This window comes from Pseudonocardia tropica (genome assembly GCF_040105315.1).
Lineage (GTDB): Bacteria > Actinomycetota > Actinomycetes > Mycobacteriales > Pseudonocardiaceae > Pseudonocardia > Pseudonocardia alni.
In genome coordinates, this window is sequence record NZ_JBEDNP010000003.1 from 360109 (window position 1) to 376366 (window position 16258).

General features: G+C 74.6%; 18 protein-coding genes. 1 reads left to right on the forward strand and 17 read right to left on the reverse strand.

All coding sequences use genetic code 11. The annotated features are described in order from the left end of the window. Positions 1 to 33: 33 nt before the first annotated feature. Positions 34 to 390: a 50S ribosomal protein L19 gene (gene rplS / locus WHI96_RS07330; RefSeq protein WP_060714490.1), complete on the reverse strand. Its 357-nt coding sequence runs from the start codon at positions 388 to 390 to the stop codon at positions 34 to 36. Positions 391 to 787: 397 nt separating this feature from the next. Continuing rightward, on the reverse strand, positions 788 to 1564 hold the full coding sequence (gene trmD, locus WHI96_RS07335; RefSeq protein WP_345642990.1) for a tRNA (guanosine(37)-N1)-methyltransferase TrmD: 777 nt from the start codon (positions 1562 to 1564) through the stop codon (positions 788 to 790). A gap of 51 nt (positions 1565 to 1615) precedes the next feature. Between trmD and WHI96_RS07340 the strand changes: the two genes are divergently transcribed. Next, positions 1616 to 2374, forward strand: a complete 759-nt coding sequence (locus WHI96_RS07340) for an MgtC/SapB family protein (RefSeq protein WP_345642927.1) — start codon at positions 1616 to 1618, stop codon at positions 2372 to 2374. A 30-nt stretch (positions 2375 to 2404) separates the two neighbouring features. Here the strand turns inward: WHI96_RS07340 and WHI96_RS07345 are convergent, their stop codons facing one another. The 15 genes from WHI96_RS07345 to ftsY all read right to left on the reverse strand — a co-directional run bounded on the left by WHI96_RS07345 (position 2405) and on the right by ftsY (position 16228). Continuing rightward, positions 2405 to 2944: a Clp protease N-terminal domain-containing protein gene (locus tag WHI96_RS07345; protein WP_345642929.1), complete on the reverse strand. Its 540-nt coding sequence runs from the start codon at positions 2942 to 2944 to the stop codon at positions 2405 to 2407. Positions 2945 to 2957: 13 nt separating this feature from the next. Further along, on the reverse strand, positions 2958 to 3173 hold the full coding sequence (locus tag WHI96_RS07350) for a helix-turn-helix domain-containing protein (RefSeq protein WP_345642932.1): 216 nt from the start codon (positions 3171 to 3173) through the stop codon (positions 2958 to 2960). Positions 3174 to 3270: 97 nt separating this feature from the next. Beyond that, positions 3271 to 3822 (reverse strand): ribosome maturation factor RimM, encoded by a 552-nt coding sequence (rimM, locus tag WHI96_RS07355; protein WP_073578178.1) that lies wholly within the window; start codon positions 3820 to 3822, stop codon positions 3271 to 3273. Further along, the gene (locus tag WHI96_RS07360) at positions 3819 to 4049 is read right to left on the reverse strand and encodes an RNA-binding protein (protein WP_149663515.1); all 231 of its coding nucleotides are present in this window, start codon (positions 4047 to 4049) and stop codon (positions 3819 to 3821) included. Before WHI96_RS07360 ends, rimM begins: the two co-directional genes overlap by 4 nt. A 5-nt stretch (positions 4050 to 4054) precedes the next feature. Continuing rightward, complete coding sequence (gene rpsP, locus WHI96_RS07365) at positions 4055 to 4558, reverse strand: 30S ribosomal protein S16 (protein WP_345642936.1); 504 nt, start codon at positions 4556 to 4558, stop codon at positions 4055 to 4057. A 147-nt stretch (positions 4559 to 4705) separates the two neighbouring features. Beyond that, positions 4706 to 5686 (reverse strand): CPBP family intramembrane glutamic endopeptidase, encoded by a 981-nt coding sequence (locus tag WHI96_RS07370; RefSeq protein ID WP_349302353.1) that lies wholly within the window; start codon positions 5684 to 5686, stop codon positions 4706 to 4708. Further along, complete coding sequence (locus WHI96_RS07375) at positions 5683 to 6798, reverse strand: amidohydrolase family protein (protein WP_345654170.1); 1116 nt, start codon at positions 6796 to 6798, stop codon at positions 5683 to 5685. The genes WHI96_RS07370 and WHI96_RS07375 overlap by 4 nt, the downstream gene beginning before the upstream one ends. Before the next feature lie 15 nt (positions 6799 to 6813). Next, positions 6814 to 8382 carry a signal recognition particle protein gene (gene ffh / locus WHI96_RS07380; RefSeq protein WP_345654167.1) on the reverse strand — a complete coding sequence of 523 codons (1569 nt, stop codon included), beginning with the start codon at positions 8380 to 8382 and terminating at the stop codon, positions 6814 to 6816. Between the two features lie 10 nt (positions 8383 to 8392). Then, positions 8393 to 9091 (reverse strand): AAA family ATPase, encoded by a 699-nt coding sequence (locus tag WHI96_RS07385; protein WP_345654164.1) that lies wholly within the window; start codon positions 9089 to 9091, stop codon positions 8393 to 8395. Positions 9092 to 9193: 102 nt separating this feature from the next. Next, positions 9194 to 9532, reverse strand: a complete 339-nt coding sequence (locus WHI96_RS07390; RefSeq protein WP_345654161.1) for a P-II family nitrogen regulator — start codon at positions 9530 to 9532, stop codon at positions 9194 to 9196. 65 nt (positions 9533 to 9597) lie between these two features. Continuing rightward, positions 9598 to 9840 carry a hypothetical protein gene (locus tag WHI96_RS07395; RefSeq protein ID WP_345654158.1) on the reverse strand — a complete coding sequence of 81 codons (243 nt, stop codon included), beginning with the start codon at positions 9838 to 9840 and terminating at the stop codon, positions 9598 to 9600. A gap of 264 nt (positions 9841 to 10104) precedes the next feature. Beyond that, positions 10105 to 12504 carry a [protein-PII] uridylyltransferase gene (locus WHI96_RS07400; RefSeq protein WP_345654155.1) on the reverse strand — a complete coding sequence of 800 codons (2400 nt, stop codon included), beginning with the start codon at positions 12502 to 12504 and terminating at the stop codon, positions 10105 to 10107. 138 nt (positions 12505 to 12642) lie between these two features. After that, on the reverse strand, positions 12643 to 12981 hold the full coding sequence (locus WHI96_RS07405) for a P-II family nitrogen regulator (protein WP_062401001.1): 339 nt from the start codon (positions 12979 to 12981) through the stop codon (positions 12643 to 12645). Positions 12982 to 12984: 3 nt separating this feature from the next. Next, positions 12985 to 14244 carry an ammonium transporter gene (locus WHI96_RS07410; RefSeq protein WP_425571730.1) on the reverse strand — a complete coding sequence of 420 codons (1260 nt, stop codon included), beginning with the start codon at positions 14242 to 14244 and terminating at the stop codon, positions 12985 to 12987. 289 nt (positions 14245 to 14533) lie between these two features. Further along, positions 14534 to 16228, reverse strand: coding sequence for a signal recognition particle-docking protein FtsY (gene ftsY / locus WHI96_RS07415; protein ID WP_345654149.1), 1695 nt, complete (start codon positions 16226 to 16228; stop codon positions 14534 to 14536). Between the last annotated feature and the right edge of the window lie 30 nt (positions 16229 to 16258).

Here is a 16258-nt window from a genome sequence, read left to right on the forward strand (position 1 = left end):
TTACGTCACCGGTCCGTCACGACAGGGTGACGGTCAGGACGCGGTGGTCTCCCGACGCTCCTTGATCTTCGCGGCCTTGCCGCGGAGGTCGCGGAGGTAGTAGAGCTTCGCCCGGCGGACGTCACCGCGGGTGGCGACCTCGATCTTCTCGATGTTCGGCGTGTGCACCGGGAAGGTGCGCTCGACGCCGACGCCGAACGAGATCTTGCGGACGGTGAAGGTCTCGCGGGCACCCGAGCCGTGGCGGCGGATGACGACGCCCTGGAAGATCTGAGTACGGGTGCGGTTGCCCTCGATGACCTTCACGTGCACCTTGAGGGTGTCCCCGGGGCGGAAGTTCGGGATGTCGGAGCGCAGGGTCTCCGCGTCCAGTGCGTCCAGGGTGTTCATGTCGACGGTCCGTCCTCGTGTGTCGTTCGTGCGGGTCGTGCGGTGCCGGTCCCGGGTCGATCCGGGATCGCGCCCGGGCCACGGGGCGGTCGTGCCGTACGGCGACGACGCTCCTCACGTGGCGGGCTCGGTACGGCCGGCACCACCGGCGGGACCGGGGGCACACGTGACCGTCACCGGGCACCACACGCGGCGCTGGCAACCCGTCCATAGTGCCAGACGGGCAGATCGCTCCGGACACCCGGTGGTGCGAGGGCCTCCGGAGCGGCTCCGCAGGCCCGGTCGTATCGGACGGACCGGGCACCGCCGGTCGCCGGTGGGGGCCCGCCGGGCGACGACGGAACGGTCCCCCGCGCGGCCCCGGAGCCGGGCCCGGGACGCCCACCGGCGGGAACGCTCAGGCGGTGGGGGCGTCGGCGTCGTCGTCGGGGCGCCCGGCGGCGAGCACGGCGCGGTCGGCGGCGTCCAGGGCGTCCGGTCCGAGCGCGTCGAGCAGGTCGGGGCGCCGGTCCCGGGTCCGTTCCAGGGCCCGGTCGCGCCGCCAGCGGGCGATCGCGGCGTGGTTGCCGCCGCGGAGCACCTCCGGCACGGCCAGCTCCCGCCACACCTCGGGACGGGTGTAGGACGGGCCCTCGAGCAGCCCGTCGGAGAAGGAGTCCTCGGCGGCCGAGCGCGGGTTGCCCAGCACCCCGGGCAGCAGCCGGGCGACGGCCTCGACCATCACGAGCACGGCGACCTCCCCGCCGACGAGCACGTAGTCGCCGATCGACACCTCGTCGACGGTGATGCCGCGGGCCCGGGCGTCGAGCAGCACGCGCTCGTCGATGCCCTCGTAGCGGCCGCAGGCGAACACCAGCCGCTGCTCGGTCGCCCAGTCGTGCGCGGTGGCCTGGGTGAACGGCCGTCCGGCCGGGGTCGGGACGACCAGCCGGGCGGGCAGGTCGGAGCCGGCCAGCACGTCGTCGAGGGCCTCGCCCCACACCTGGGGGCGCATGACCATGCCCGGCCCGCCGCCGTACGGGGAGTCGTCGACGGCCTGGTGCACGTCGTGGGTCCAGTCCCGTAGGTCGTGCACCGCGACGGCGAGCAGCCCGCGGTCGATCGCCCGTCCCAGCAGTGCCTCGCGCAACGGCTGCAGGTAGGACGGGAAGATGGTGACGACGTCGATCCGCACGGCGCGGATCGTCGCAGGCGCCCGTCCCCCCGCGCAGAAGGAGGTCACGCGATGTCGGAATCCTGGGCCGAGCCACTCTGGTCGACGGCGGCGCAGTGGAGCCTGCTGCCGCCGGTGCTGCTCGCCCTGCTGCTGACGACGGCGATCGGCCTGGAACGCGAGGCCGGCGCGAAGAGCGCCGGTCTGCGCACGCACGTGCTGGTCGGCGTCGGCGCGGCGGTGTTCATGGTCACCTCGAAGTACGGCTTCGCCGACCTGCTCGCGACCGAGCACGTCTCGCTGGACCCGTCCCGGATCGCGGCCCAGATCGTGTCCGGGATCGGGTTCATCGGCGCCGGGCTGATCTTCGTCCGGCAGGACGTCGTGCGCGGACTCACCACCGCGGCCACGATCTGGCTGGCCGCCGCGGTCGGGACGGCGTGCGGTGCGGGCCTGGCCCCGCTGGCCGTCCTGGCGACGGCGGCGCACTTCCTGGTCACCCGGGGCCTGCAGCCGGTCGCGCGGATGGTGCGGCGACGCCGTCGTCGCCCGCCGGTGCTGCGGATCCGCTACGACGACGGCCACGGCGTCCTGCGCGGGGTCCTGGAGCGCTGCACCGCGGCCGGGTTCTCGGTGGCGGGGGTGGCCGTGCACCGCGGCTCGGTGGCCACCGACGGCGTCCGGGTCGCGGCGCTGACCCTGCGTCTCGACGGCCGGGGCGACCTGCCCGGCCTGGCCGCCGCGCTGTCGGAGACCGACGGGGTGCGCTCGGCGGAGACCCGGGTGGACCCGACCGAGGACCCGGACGACCCGGACGGCACCGACGACTGAGCCGATGACCGGGCCGACGACCGGGCCCGCTCAGCCCGCCCGGCGGGGCCGCCGTCGCCCGACGGCGCGCCGGGTCCCGTACAGCGTCACCCCGTACCGGTCGAGCACCTGCGAGGCCGCGGTGTCCGGGTGCAGCAGCCCGAGCAGGACGTGCTCGGTCCCGATGAACCGGTCGCCCAGCCGGACCGCCTCCCGCAGCGACAGCTCCAGCACCTTCTTCGACGACTTCTCGAACGGGATGTGCCCGGCCCGGCGTCCGCGCCGGACCCGGTCGAGCGCCCCGGGCCCGAAGGCGTCCTCCGCGGCCCGCCGGACGGCGTCGAGGTCGATGCCGAGGGCGGCGAGCGCCTCGTCGTCGCGGGCCGGATCGGTGGCGTGCAGCGCCGACACCACCGCGGCCACGTCGACCCCGGCGTCGGCGAGGAGCTCCTCCCCCGGCGTACCGGGGCGCCCCAGGATCCCGAGGAGCAGGTGCTCCGGGCCGATCCGTGGCGCGCACCGCGTCCGCGCCTGCTCCTGTGCCGCGACGACGACCTCACGGGCCTCGTCGCTGAACCGCTCGAAGAACACGTGCGTCTCCCCTCTACAGGCCGAGCCCGCGGTACTTCTTGTGCACCGCCTGCCGGCTGATCCGCAGTGCGTCGGCGATCTGCTGCCAGGACCAGCCCTGGTTGCGGGCGCTGGTGACCTGCAGCTGCTCCAGGGACTCCTGCAGCTCGCGCAGGGCCACCACCGCCCGCAGCCCCACGGCCGGGTCCGTGCTGGACGCCGCCGCGGCCACCGCCGTCGCATCACTCATGGCTGTCAACATAGGTTGACAGCGGGGGCGCTGTCAACCCTGGTTGACGCCTCGGTCGTGAGAACGGCCCGGCACCACGAGGGGTGCCGGGCCGGGATCAGTCCTGCGGGTCGAGCAGCCCGTCGGGCGGGTCGAGGACCACGCGTCCGCCGGCCACGTCGACGGTGGGCACGATCGCCCCGACGAACGGGACGAGCGCCTCGTGCCCGGCCGGCCGCCGGACGACCAGCAGGGACCCGCCGGGGCCGTGGACGACGTCGGTGACGGTGCCCGCCTCGGTCCCGTCGACCAGCTCGGCCCGCAGACCGGTCAGCTGGTGGACGTGGAACTCCTCCGGGTCCTCCGGCTCGGCGAGTGCGGAGGTCGGCAGCCGGAGCTGGACCCCGCGCAGGGCCTCGGCGGCGTCGCGGTCGGCGACGCCCTCGAAGAGCACGAGCCAGCGGCCCGAGTGGGCGCGCGCACCGGTGACGGTGAGCGGCCCGGGGCCCGCCGCGCGGGGCCGGTGACCCTGCAGCACGGCACCGGGCGCGAACCGCTCCGCCGGTGCGTCGGTGCGGGGCTCGACGACGACCTCGCCGCGCAGACCGTGCACGCGCACGACGACGCCGACCAGGACCTGGCCGGCGTCGTCGGGTGCGGAACTCGTCACCGGTCGGTGTCGACGACGTCGACGCGCACGCCGCGACCGCCCACACCACCGATGACGTTGCGCAGGGCGGTGGCGGTGCGGCCACCCCGGCCGATCACCTTGCCGAGGTCGTCGGGGTGCACCCGGACCTCGAGGATCCGGCCGCGACGCCCGGTGACCAGGTCCACCCGGACGTCGTCGGGGTGGTCGACGATGCCGCGCACGAGGTGCTCGAGCGCGTCCGCCATGAGGGTCACGACTGGGTCGACTCGGTGGCCGGCTCGGCCGCGTCCTTGGTCGCGTCGGCGACGTCGTCGCTCTTCGTCGCGGCCTCGGCCGGGGCGGCGTCAGCGGTCTTGCCGGCGCGGTCGCCACCCTTCTTCTTCGGGGTGGTGGCCGCGGTGGTCGGCTCCTCGTTCGCCGCCGCCAGCGCCTCGTTGAAGCGGGCCAGCTTGTCGACCTTCTCGACCTGCGGCTTCAGGGTGCCCTCGGTGCCCGGCAGACCCTTGAACTTCTGCCAGTCGCCGGTGATCTCGAGCAGGTTCTGCACCGACTCGGTCGGCTGCGCGCCGACGCCCAGCCAGTACTGCGCACGGTCCGAGTCGATCTCGATCAGGCTCGGCTCGTTCTTCGGGTGGTACTTGCCGATCGTCTCGATGGCCCGGCCGTTGCGGCGCGTACGGGAGTCCGCGACGACGACGCGGTAGTACGGCTGACGGATCTTGCCCAGACGCATCAGCTTGATCTTGACGGCCACGCTGTGGTGCTCCTCGCGAATGTCGATTCGTGCTGCGATGAGTCAGCCGGCCTCGCGTGGGGTTACGGGCTCGCTCACTCGTAGGTGTCGGCCGTGGCAGGTAGAGGGCCGGCCACGGACCCGATCGACCATTCTGCCAGACGTCGTTCAGACCGCGGGAAAGGCCCCGACCAGCATGAGGGCCAGGGCCAGCCCGGGCAGGAAGTTGTTGACCGCATGGGCTACGATCCCGGCGGTGACGCGGCCGGTCAGCAGCCGGGCGACCCCCAGCGGCAGGGCGACGACGAACAGCAGTGGCGCGCGCAGGAACTCCAGGTGGGCCAGCGCGAACACCGCCGTGGTCAGCACGAACACGACCCACCGGTTGCCGACCCGGTGGGCGATGGCGTTCCACAGCAGGCCGCGGTAGACGATCTCCTCGCAGACCGGGGCGACCACCACGACGCCGACCATCACGGCCAGCGCGACCGGCCACGTCGTGCGGATGCCCTCGAAGGCGACGCCGACCGAGGTCGTCAGGTCCGGGCCGACCAGGTAGAGGTAGGCCAGCGCGGCCGGGATCGTCACGAACAGGCCGGCGACGCCGATCAGCAGCCCGATGCCGACGTCCTCCCAGCGGAACCGCAGGCCCAGGTCGGTCACGGGCCCGCTGCCGAACACCCGGGTCCAGACGACGCACGTGAGCGCGGCCAGGATCGTCGGGACGACGATCGCGAGCAGGACCTCCTGCGCGGAGTCGACCTCCCCCAGGCCCAGCGCCAGCAGGAACGACGAGCCGAGGAACACGATCTCGACGACCAGGAAGGCGAGCAGCCCGCGGAACGGGCGCGGCGGGGGCGGCGACGGCTCGATCCCGAACAGCCCGCGCCGCGGCGGCGGACCGTACGGCGCGCCCGGGCCGTGCGGCGCCGGCCCACCCGGGCCGTACTGCCCGGGCCCGGCGGGGCCGTACTGCCCGGGCCCGGCGGGGCCGTACTGCCCGGGCCCGCCCGGCCACCCGGCGGGCGGCGGCCCGGCGCGTGGCGGCGCGGCGGGCGGCGGCGCGGCGGCATCGGGCGGGGTGGAGCCGGCCGGGTCGTCGGCGGAGGCTCCGGGCGGTCCCGGCGGCGAACCGGGCGAACTGCTCATGCCCCCGTTGATACCCGACGTCCGCGGATCAGTACCACCGACGGGGCCCGCAGCACGCCGAGATCCTCCCGCGGGTCGCGGTCGTACACGACCAGGTCGGCCGGCGCACCGGGCACCGGACCCGCCGGGCGGCCCAGCCAGGACCGCGCGGCCCAGCTCGCGGCGCCGATCGGGTCCGGGTGCCCGGCGCGGGCCAGCTCGGCGATCTCGTCGGCGATCCGGCCGTGCCGGATGCCGCCGCCGGCGTCGGTGCCCGCGTAGACCGGGACCCCGGCCTCGATCGCGCGCCCGACGGTCTCCCAGGCGTGGGCGTGCAGGTCACGCATGTGGCCGGCGTAGCGGGGGTAGCGCGTCGCCTTCTCGGCGATGCCGGGGAAGGTCTCGACGTTGATCAGGGTCGGCACCAGGGCGGTGCCGCGGGCGGCCATCTCGTCGATGAGCTCGTCGGAGAGCCCGGTGCCGTGCTCGATGCAGTCGATCCCGGCCCGGATCAGCCCGGGCAGCGCCTCGGTGCCGAAGACGTGCGCGGTGACGCGGGCGCCTGCCCCGTGGGCCGCGGCGATGGCATCGGCGAGCACCTCGTCCGGCCAGAGCGGGGCGAGGTCGGCGTCGGGGCCCGCCGCGCGGTCGATCCAGTCCCCCACGAGCTTGACCCAGCCGTCGCCGCGGGCGGCCTGGGTCCGGACCTCGTCGACGAGCAGGCGCGGGTCGTCGAGCTCGGCGGCGAGCCCCGGGATGTAGCGCTTCGAGCGGGCGACGTGCCGCCCGGCCCGGATGATCTCGGGCAGGTCCTCGCGGGCCTGCAGCGGCGAGGTGTCGACCGGGGACCCGCAGTCGCGCAGCAGCAGGGTGCCCGCGTCGCGGTCGGCGCGGGCCTGGGCCACGCACTCCTCCAGGTCGGTGACCGGGCCGTCCGGGCCGACCCCGACGTGGCAGTGCGCGTCGACCAGGCCGGGGACGATCCAGCCGTCGGTCACCAGGTCCTCCGCCCCGGGCAGCGGCTCCGGGCTGACCCGCCCGGAGCCGTCGACGTACAGATCGGCGCCCGCGGCACCGTCGGGGCCCAGCAGCGTTCCGCGGAGCCGCCACCCCGCGGCCGGAAGATCGGTCATGGGGGGCGACCCTAGCTACTTCTTCTTGCCGAAGTTCAGCTTCGACGGGTCGAACCCGGGCGGCAGCTGGTCGAGGTTGCCCAGTCCGGGCGGGAGCTGCTGCAGGCTCGGCGGCAGGTTCGACAGGTCCGGCGCCCCGGCCGCGGCGCGGTTCGCGGGGTTGCCGCTGCGCCGGCCCTTCTTGGCCTGCCGGGCCTTGCGCGGATTCTTCGGGACCTTCTTGGTCGCGCTGCGCCCGCCGCCGCCGAAGCCGAACTGGCCGGCCATCTGCTTCATCATCTTGCGCGCCTCGAAGAAGCGGTTGACCAGGTCGTTCACGTCGGAGACCGACACGCCGGACCCGGTCGCGATGCGCTGGCGGCGCGACGCGTTGATGATCTTCGGGTCCTCCCGCTCGGCGGGGGTCATACCGCGGATGATCGCCTGCAGGCGGTCGATCTGACGGTCGTCGACCTGCTCGAGCGCGGCCTTCGCCTGCCCGGAGTTCATCCCCGGGAGCATGTTGAGGATGTTGCCGATCGGCCCCATCTTGCGCAGCTGCAGCATCTGCTGGAGGAAGTCCTCCAGGGACAGCTCGCCGGAGCTGATCTTCGCGGCGGCGGCCGCGGACTGCTCGGCGTCGAAGACCTGCTCGGCCTGCTCGATGAGGGTGAGCAGGTCGCCCATCCCGAGGATGCGCGAGGACATCCGGTCGGGGTGGAAGACGTCGAAGTCCTCGAGCTTCTCGCCGTTGGAGGCGAAGAGGATCGGCTGGCCGGTGACCTCGCGGACGCTCAGCGCGGCACCGCCGCGGGCGTCACCGTCGAGCTTGGTGAGCACGACACCGGTGAAGCCGACGCCGTCGCGGAACGCCTCGGCCGTGGCCACGGCGTCCTGACCGATCATCGCGTCGACGACGAAGAGGACCTCGTCGGGCTGCACCGCGTCCCGGATGTCGGACGCCTGGCGCATCAGCTCCTCGTCGACGCCCAGGCGGCCCGCGGTGTCGACGACGACCACGTCGTACTGCTTGTCGCGGGCGTGCGCGATGCCGTCGCGGGCGACGCCGACCGGGTCGCCGGGGCCCTCGGGCAGCTCACCGGACCCGGTGGCGCCGGGGTGCGGCGCGTAGGTCGGGACGCCGGCGCGCTCACCGACGATCTGCAGCTGGTTGACCGCGTTGGGACGCTGCAGGTCGCACGCCACGAGCAGCGGGGTGTGCCCCTGCCCCCGCAGCCAGCGCGCGAGCTTGCCGGCCAGGGTCGTCTTACCGGCACCCTGCAGACCGGCCAGCATGATGACCGTCGGCGGTTCCTTGGACAGGTGCAGCCGCCGCGTCTCGCCGCCGAGGATCGCGACGAGCTCCTCGTTGACGATCTTGACGACCTGCTGGGCCGGGTTCAGGGCCTGGGAGACCTCCGTTCCCTTGGCCCGGTCCTTGATGCGCGTGATGAACCCGCGCACCACCGGCAGGGCGACGTCCGCCTCCAGCAGCGCGATCCGGATCTCGCGCGCGGTGGCGTCGATGTCGGCGTCGGAGAGCCGGCCCTTGCCGCGCAGATCGCGCAGCGTGGATCCGAGCCGCTCGGAGAGGGAGTCGAACACCCTTACCAGCCTACTTGGCCAGCGCCAGTCCCCCACGGGCACCGGAGCGATCGGTGCGACGGACCGAGGACCAGCCGGTCTCGGTGCCCGCCAGCAGGGCGTCGGCGGTGTCGCGGGCGCGCCGCGCGTGCGCCGCGAACGGTCGCGACCGGACCACCCGTCCGCGGGCGTGCTGGCCGTCGAGTGCCTGGTCAGGGGCGGTGTCGAGCCACAGCAGGTGCGGTGCGCGGCCGCCGAGACGGGCCAGTGCGCGGACCGCGGCGCGCACCCGGGGCGCGGTCGCGGGCAGATGGACCACGACGGTGTCCGCGGGTCCGAGCGCCGCGGTGACCACCGACGCCCGGTGCGTCAGGTGGGTCAGCCACCGGTAGGCCGGGTACGGCGTCGCGGCCGGGAGCAGCCGCGCGAGCACCGCCCGGGTGGCCCCGGAGTCGAGGACCCGGGTGCCCGCGGGGGCGTCGAGCCCGGCGAGCAGGGTGGACTTGCCCGCCCCCGGCAGGCCCGCGACGAGCAGCAGCGTCCGCCCCGGCAGCACGACGACCAGCGGCGGCGCCGGACCGTCGCCGGACGGGGCGGCGGCCACCGGGCCGACGTGCGGCACGACGGCGGGCCCCCCGGTCGGACCGGCATCGTCGGGATCGGCGGAGCGGTGCTCGATGTCGCGGGTCGGCGGGACGGCGCCGGTCGGCACGGCACGGGCGGTGGTCATGTGCGGTGAAACGGTCCGGACGCCCGGATCGTTCCGATCACCCGGAGTGTCCGCCCGGTCGCCGGTGACGATCACCCGGTCGGCCGCAGGGCTACCGGGCGGCTACAAGGCGTCGGAGCCGCGCTCCCCGGTGCGGACGCGGACGACGTTCTCCACCGGGACGACCCAGACCTTGCCGTCGCCGATCCGGCCGGTGTGCGCGGCGTCGACGACCGCCTGCACGACCCGCTCTGCCTGCCCGTCGTCGACGACGACCTCGATCTTGACCTTGGGCACGAAGTCGACCGAGTACTCCGCGCCCCGGTAGACCTCGGTGTGTCCCTTCTGGCGGCCGAAACCCTGCACCTCCGAGACGGTCAGCCCCAGTACTCCGAGGCGCTCGAGCGCGTCCTTGACCTCGCCCAGGACGAACGGCTTGACGATCGCGGTCACCAGCTTCATCGGTCCCCCTCCTCGGTGATCCGTGCGGCCGGCCCGCGGCCCGCCGTGCGGATCGTGCTGAACTCCTACGCGGTCTCGGCGTGCTCGGCCTCGTCGAGGCCGCCGTGCCCGTCGACGGGGGCGGCGCGGAAGCCGACCGTCCGCGACACCACCCAGGCGATCAGCGCCGTCATCCCGGACGCCGACACCGCCGCGACCAGCACCGACAGCGCCTGCGTGCCGAGCTGGGCGAGACCGCCGACGTAGAACCGGTCGTCGGCGCCCGCCGGGTCGACCACGTCGGTGGCGACGAGACCGACCATCAGCATGCCGATGACCCGCCGATCCCGTCGATCGCGACGACGTCGGGCGGGTCGTCGTGACCGAACCGGTACGTCAGCCGGATCGCGAGCCGGAAACAGCGCCGGCCCCGGGGTCATGAGCATGACCAGGGCGGCGCTGCCGGGCAGGTGGGCGGTGTTCCCGGTGTCCACGTCGACGCTCCTCGTCGCGCACGGCACCGGGCGTGCCCGCACCGGCGCCGAGCACGACCGTCGCCGGGCGGCCGCTGTTGCACGACGACACGACCGGCGTCACGTGGCCGGTCGGGTCTCACCCCGCCCGGCGGCCACCGTGAGGACCGCGGACTCGATGGCGGTGCGGGCGACCCGGTCCGGGCTTCCGCCGATGCCGAAGGAGTCGACGACCGAGGCGCCGAGGGTCTCCACCCGGGCCCAGCCGAGGTCGACCCCGGTCCGTTCGAGGGCGGCGGTGACGTGGTGGAGCAGCCCGATGCGGTCGGTGCCGCGCAGCTCCAGCACGACCGCGCCGGTGGCCTCGTCGTCGAACCACAGCACCCGCGGCGGGGAGGTCCGCTCCACCTCGGGCGTCGACGGCGCGTAGTCGCGTTCCTTGCGGGCCAGCGCCTGCACCAGGTCCAGCGACCCGGCGCGCACCCGCATCAGGTCCGAGCGGACCAGCGCCGGGTCGGGCAGGCCGCCGAACCGCGGGGTCACCGCGAACGTCTCGACCGCGACCCCGTCGGACACGTTCACGTCGGCGGTGTGCACCTGCAGCGAGTGCAGGGCGAGCACCCCGGCGACGGCCGACAGCACCCCGCGCCCGTCGGGCAGCGCGACGGTGACCGACGAGAGGTCGTCGTCGCCGGAGAAGTGGACCTGCGGCTCCCCCGCCGTCGTGACGGCGTCGACCATCTCCTGGTGGGCCGGGTCCGGCGGGCCGGGTGCGACGAACGGGCGGCCGTCGAGCGCGGACAGGCAGCGCCCGGCCAGCCCCTGGATCAGGGTGCGCCGCCACGGGCTCCAGACGCCGGGCCCGGTGCCGAGCGAGTCGGCCTCGGCCAGCGCGTCGAGCAGCTCGACGAGCAGCGCCACGTCGGCGTCGCCCCGGCCGGCCGGTGCGACCGCCCCGCGCAGCGTGTCGAGCACCCGCGACACCGTCGCCGGGTCCTCCGGGTCGCGACGGGTCGCGGTGTGCGGCAGCAGCAGGTGGTGGCGGACCATCGCCGCGAGCAGTACGAGGTCACCCTCGCGCAGCCCCAGCCGTTCACCGATCTGGCGGACCAGCGACTCCCCCACCACCGAGTGGTCGCCGCCGCGGCCCTTGCCGATGTCGTGCAGCAACGCGCCGACCACGAGCAGGTCCGGGCGCGCCACCCGGGTGGTGAGCCGGGCGGCCTCGGCACAGACCTCGACGAGGTGGCGGTCGACGGTCCAGACGTGTGTGCGGTCCCGCGGCGGCAGGTCGCGGACGGCGCCCCACTCGGGGAACAGCCGCCCCCACAGCCCGGTGCGGTCCAGCGACTCGACCACCGCGACGGCGGCCTTGCCGGTCCCGAGCAGGGCGAGCAGCTCGGCCAGGGCGGTCCGCGGCCACGGCGCACGCAGCTCCGGGGCGGTGTCGGCGAGCCGGGACAGGGTGCCCGCGGAGATCGGCAACCCGGTGCGGGCGGCGGTGGCGGCGACCCGCAGGACCAGGGCCGGGTCCTTCGTCGCGGACGCGTCGCGGGCGAGCCCGACCTCCCCCGCGTGCTCGACGACGCCGGAGTCCAGCGGCCGTCGCACCGGCGGGCGGCGGAGCGCGGCGAGCCCCCGGCGGGGCAGCGCGTTGCGGGCCTGGCGCAGCCCGACCTCGGTCGCGAAGGCGACCGCTCGCGCCGCCCCGGACAGGGCGCGGGCCAGGTCGAAGCGGTCCCCGACGTCGAGGATCGTGGCGATGTCGTCGGCCTCCTGGGCGCGCAGGACGTCGCGGGCCCGGCCGGAGAGCCGGTGCAGCTCGGTGCGCACGTCCAGCAGCAGCGCACGGGCCGCGACGACGTCGACCCCCGGCCGGTCGACGAGCTGGGCGGTGGCCAGGGCGTCGAGCAGCTGCACGTCCCGCAGGCCGCCGTGGCCGTTCTTCAGGTCCGGCTCGACGCGGTGGGCGACGTCGCCGTTGCGCCGCCAGCGGTCGGTGGTGGTGTCGACGATCTCGTCGAAGCGGCTGCGCATCCCGGCCCGCCAGGCCGCGCGGACGGCGTCGCGGACCGTGCCGGTGAGCGTCGCGTCCCCGGCGACGTGCCGCAGCTCCAGCAGCCCGAAGGCCGCCCGCAGGTCGGTCGCCGCGATCTGGACGGCCTGTCCGGGGGTGCGCACGGAGTGGTCGAGGCCGATCCCGGCGTCCCAGAGCGGGTACCAGAGCTTCTCCGCGAGCGCGTCGACGTCGGTCCGGCCGTCGTGCAGGAGCACGAGGTCGAGGTCGGACCAGGGGCAGAGCTCGCGCCGGCCGAGGGCACCGACGGCCGCCAGCGCCGTCCCGCTGCCGTCACCGCCGACCCCGAGTGCCGCGCACCGGGAGGAGAGCCAGAAGTCGTGCAGGTCGACCAGCGCGGCCCGCAACGCCTCCGGGCCGTGGTGGTGCCGGCCGTTGGATTCCAGGAGGACCGATTTCGCCTTGACCAGGTCCGCCGCTTCGCCCGACCCGAGGACCGTCATCGCCTCGCGCCACCCGCTTCCTATTCGTTCGAGTAGTGGACCGCATACATGCCGTGATGTCCGTTTCGAGTCCGGACGGCGGACGGCCCGCCGCACTCCGGGAAGGGAGCGCGACGGGCCGTCGCGAGGGACCGTCGGTCAGATGGCGTCGGCGCCGCGTTCTCCGGTACGGACGCGGACCACGGTCTCGACCGGGGTCACCCAGACCTTGCCGTCACCGATCTTGCCGGTGCGGGCGGCCTCGACGACCGCGTCGACGACCTTGTCCTGCAGCGCGTCGTCGACCACGACCTCGACGCGGACCTTCGGCACGAAGTCGACCGAGTACTCCGCGCCCCGGTAGACCTCGGTGTGGCCCTTCTGGCGGCCGTAGCCCTGGACCTCGCTGATGGTCAGACCGAGCACGCCGATCTGCTCCAGGGCGCCCTTGACGTCCTCCAGGACGAACGGCTTGACGATGGCGGTCACGAGCTTCACGGGTCAGACCTCCTGCTTCGCGGCGGGGGTGGCCTTCGCCTCGGTGGCGGGCTTCGGCGGGGAGCCGAGACCGCTGCCGCCGCGCAGGCCGGAGAACTCGTAGCCGGTCTCGGCGTGCTCCGCCTCGTCGATGCCGGCCTGCTCGGCCTCGTCCTCGACGCGCAGGCCCAGGGTGGCCTTGACGATGAGCGCGATGATCGCGGTCACGATGCCGCAGTAGACCAGCGTGGCGAGCGCGGCCACGGCCTGGCGCCAGAGCTGGTCGACGCCGCCGCCGTAGAACAGGCCGTTGGTCTCGTCGGGGGCGATGTCGGTGGCGAAGAACCCGATGGCCAGGGTGCCCCAGAGGCCGGCGACGAGGTGGACGCCGACGACGTCGAACGAGTCGTCGTAGCCGAGCTTGTACTTCCAGCCGACCGCGTAGGCCGACAGCGCACCGGCGAGGACACCGATGGCGAGCGCGCCCAGCGGGGAGACCGAGGCGCAGGCCGGGGTGATCGCGACCAGACCCGCGACGATGCCGGAGGCGGCGCCGAGCGAGGTGGCCTTGCCGTAGCGGATCTTCTCGATCACCAGCCAGCCGAGGATGGCGGCGGCGGTGGCGGCGATGGTGTTGGTGAAGGCGTAGGCGGCGGCCCAGTCGGCCTTGCCGGAGGAACCGGCGTTGAACCCGAACCAACCGAACCAGAGCAGACCGGCACCGAGCATGACCATGGTCAGGTTGTGCGGGCGCATGGCCTCACGCGGCCAGCCGCGGCGCTTGCCGAGGATGATGCAGAGGACCAGGGCGGCCATACCGGCGTTGATGTGGACGGCGGTGCCGCCGGCGAAGTCGAGCGCGCCCAGCGAGGTGGCGATCCAGCCCTGCTCCAGGTCGAAGACCCAGTGCGCGATCGGGAAGTAGACCAGGACGGCCCACAGGCCGGAGAAGAGCATCCAGGCGCCGAACTTCATGCGGTCCGCGGCGGCACCGGCGATCAGCGCGACCGTCAGGATCGCGAACATCGCCTGGAAGCTGACGAAGGCCAGCTGCGGCAGCGCCTCGGCGGCCTGGTCGTTCGCCAGGATCGCGGTGAGGCCGAAGTAGGCGAACGGGTCGCCCAGCAGACCGCCGCCGAGGTCAGGGCCGAAGGTCATCGAGTAGCCGAACAGGATCCAGAGGACACCGACGAGGCCCAGCGAGCTGAAGCACATCATCATCATGTTCAGCACGCTCTTGGACCGGGCCTGGCCGCCGTAGAACAGCGCGACCCCCGGTGTCATGAGCAGTACGAGCGCGGCGCTCGCCAGGATCCAGGCGGTGTCGCCGCCGTTGAGGGCCTCTGCAGGCACTGTTCCTCCCATGTCCGTCCATCTGGCTGACTGGGGAGGAAGAATGGTGATCCCGTGTTTCGCATTCGGCGCCTGTCCGTTTCGTGACGGTTAACAGGACGCCCAGCCGGATGACGGTTGGGTTACCCAACCGGATCCGGAGGACCGAAGGTCATCCGGATGGTCCGGTTCGTGACGTGGCGCACGGCGCGGGCCGTCCGGGACGGCCCGCGCCGCGACCTCAGTCGAGCAGTGCCTCGACGAACGCGGCGGGCTCGAACGGGGCCAGGTCGTCGGGCCCCTCGCCGAGCCCGACGAGCTTGACCGGCACCCCCAGCTCGCGCTGGACGCGGAACACGATGCCGCCCTTGGCGGTGCCGTCGAGCTTGGTGAGCACCACCCCGGTGACGTCCACGACCTCACCGAACACCCGCGCCTGGGTGAGCCCGTTCTGGCCGGTGGTGGCGTCGAGGACGAGCAGGACCTCGTCGACCCGGGCCTGCTTCTCGACGACGCGCTTGACCTTGCCGAGCTCGTCCATCAGGCCGGTCTTGGTGTGCAGCCGGCCCGCGGTGTCGAGCAGGACGGCGTCCACCCCGTCGTCGGAGCCGCGCTTGACGGCGTCGAAGGCGACCGAGGCAGGGTCGGCGCCCTCGGGTCCGCGTACGACACCCGCACCGGAGCGCTGGCCCCAGGTGACGAGCTGCTCGGCGGCGGCGGCACGGAAGGTGTCGGCCGCGCCGAGGGTCACCCGGTGCCCGCCGGCGACCAGCACCCGGGCGAGCTTGCCGGTGGTGGTGGTCTTGCCGGTGCCGTTGACGCCGACGACCAGCAGCACCGCGGGGCGCCCGTCGTGCGGCAGCGCGTGCACGGAGCGGTCCTGGCCGGTGCCGAGTGCCTCGACGAGCACGTCACGCAGGGCGGCGCGGGCCGCCTCGGCGGTGCGGACCCCGCGGGTGGCGATCTGCTCGCGCAGCTTCCCGACGATCTCGGAGGTCGTCTCGGGGCCCAGGTCGGCCTGCAGCAGGGTGGCCTCGACGTCCTCCCACGACTCCTCGTCGAGGTCGCCGGCGCCGAGCAGGCCCAGCAGGCTCTGGCCGAGCCCGGAGCGCGAGCGGGACAGCCTGCCGCGCAGCCGGCCGATCCGGCCCTCGGCCGGGGCGATCTCCTCGGTGGGTGCGCCCGGGGCGACCGGGGCCTGCGGGTCCGCCGTCTCCGGGCGCGCGACCGGCTCGGTCGGGGCGCTCGGCGCCGTCTCCGGACGGACGACCGGCTCGGTCGGGGCGCTCGCGGCGGGTGGGGCCGGGATCTGCTCGGTGGTGCCGCCGTCGGGCGTCGCCAGTGTCCCGGCGGTCCCGGAGGGGCCCTCGGGGCGGCGGAGCTGGCGGGTGGCCGGGTCCTTGCTGGCCTCGGCCGTGTCGATGACGCGGGCGTCCGGGGTGCCGGTGACGGTCCCGGTCTGCTCGGTGGGGACGGTCGGGCTGCTGGGCGGCGCGGTCGACGGGACCGGCGGGGCGGTGCTGACCGGGATGCCCCCGGGCGGGGTGCGTGCCTCGGTGGCCCCGTCGACGACGGGTGTGCCGCCGGGCGGGGTCCGGACCTCGTCGGCGGTCGGCGCGTCGGCGGCCTCGGCGGGCGGCGCCGGAGCGACCGGGGTGGCGGGGGTCGGGGCATCGGCGGTCGGGGCGTCGTCGCCGGGGGCGCGCGGCCGCTCGGGGGCGGTGGCCGTCCCGGAGGAGAACGCGAACCCGCCCCCGGCCTGGTAGCTGCCGCCGGTGCGCGGTGGCTCGTCCGTACCGGTCCCGAGCTCGCGCTGCTGCTCGTCGGACCGCAGGCTGATGCGCCGTCGGCGGGCGGTCACCAGCCCTGCGACGACGGCGATCAGCAACACCGCCACGACGATCGCGACGACGATCCAGAGGGTCTGCGTGGTCACGACGCCACCCTGCCACGCCCGGCCGACGCG

Bases quoted from the DNA above. Each gene is read 5' to 3' on its own strand.
- WHI96_RS07400 (WP_345654155.1), bottom strand. From the start codon at position 12,504: ATGACGGTCCTCGGGTCGGGCGAAGCGGCGGACCTGGTCAAGGCGAAA.
- WHI96_RS07350 (WP_345642932.1), bottom strand. From the start codon at position 3,173: ATGAGTGATGCGACGGCGGTGGCCGCGGCGGCGTCCAGCACGGACCCG.
- WHI96_RS07410 (WP_425571730.1), bottom strand. From the start codon at position 14,244: ATGACACCGGGGGTCGCGCTGTTCTACGGCGGCCAGGCCCGGTCCAAG.
- WHI96_RS07370 (WP_349302353.1), bottom strand. From the start codon at position 5,686: ATGAGCAGTTCGCCCGGTTCGCCGCCGGGACCGCCCGGAGCCTCCGCC.
- WHI96_RS07360 (WP_149663515.1), bottom strand. From the start codon at position 4,049: ATGGCGGACGCGCTCGAGCACCTCGTGCGCGGCATCGTCGACCACCCC.
- WHI96_RS07340 (WP_345642927.1), top strand. From the start codon at position 1,616: ATGTCGGAATCCTGGGCCGAGCCACTCTGGTCGACGGCGGCGCAGTGG.
- WHI96_RS07390 (WP_345654161.1), bottom strand. From the start codon at position 9,532: ATGAAGCTGGTGACCGCGATCGTCAAGCCGTTCGTCCTGGGCGAGGTC.
- rplS (WP_060714490.1), bottom strand. From the start codon at position 390: ATGAACACCCTGGACGCACTGGACGCGGAGACCCTGCGCTCCGACATC.
- WHI96_RS07375 (WP_345654170.1), bottom strand. From the start codon at position 6,798: ATGACCGATCTTCCGGCCGCGGGGTGGCGGCTCCGCGGAACGCTGCTG.
- WHI96_RS07395 (WP_345654158.1), bottom strand. From the start codon at position 9,840: ATGCTGATGGTCGGTCTCGTCGCCACCGACGTGGTCGACCCGGCGGGC.
- WHI96_RS07385 (WP_345654164.1), bottom strand. From the start codon at position 9,091: ATGACCACCGCCCGTGCCGTGCCGACCGGCGCCGTCCCGCCGACCCGC.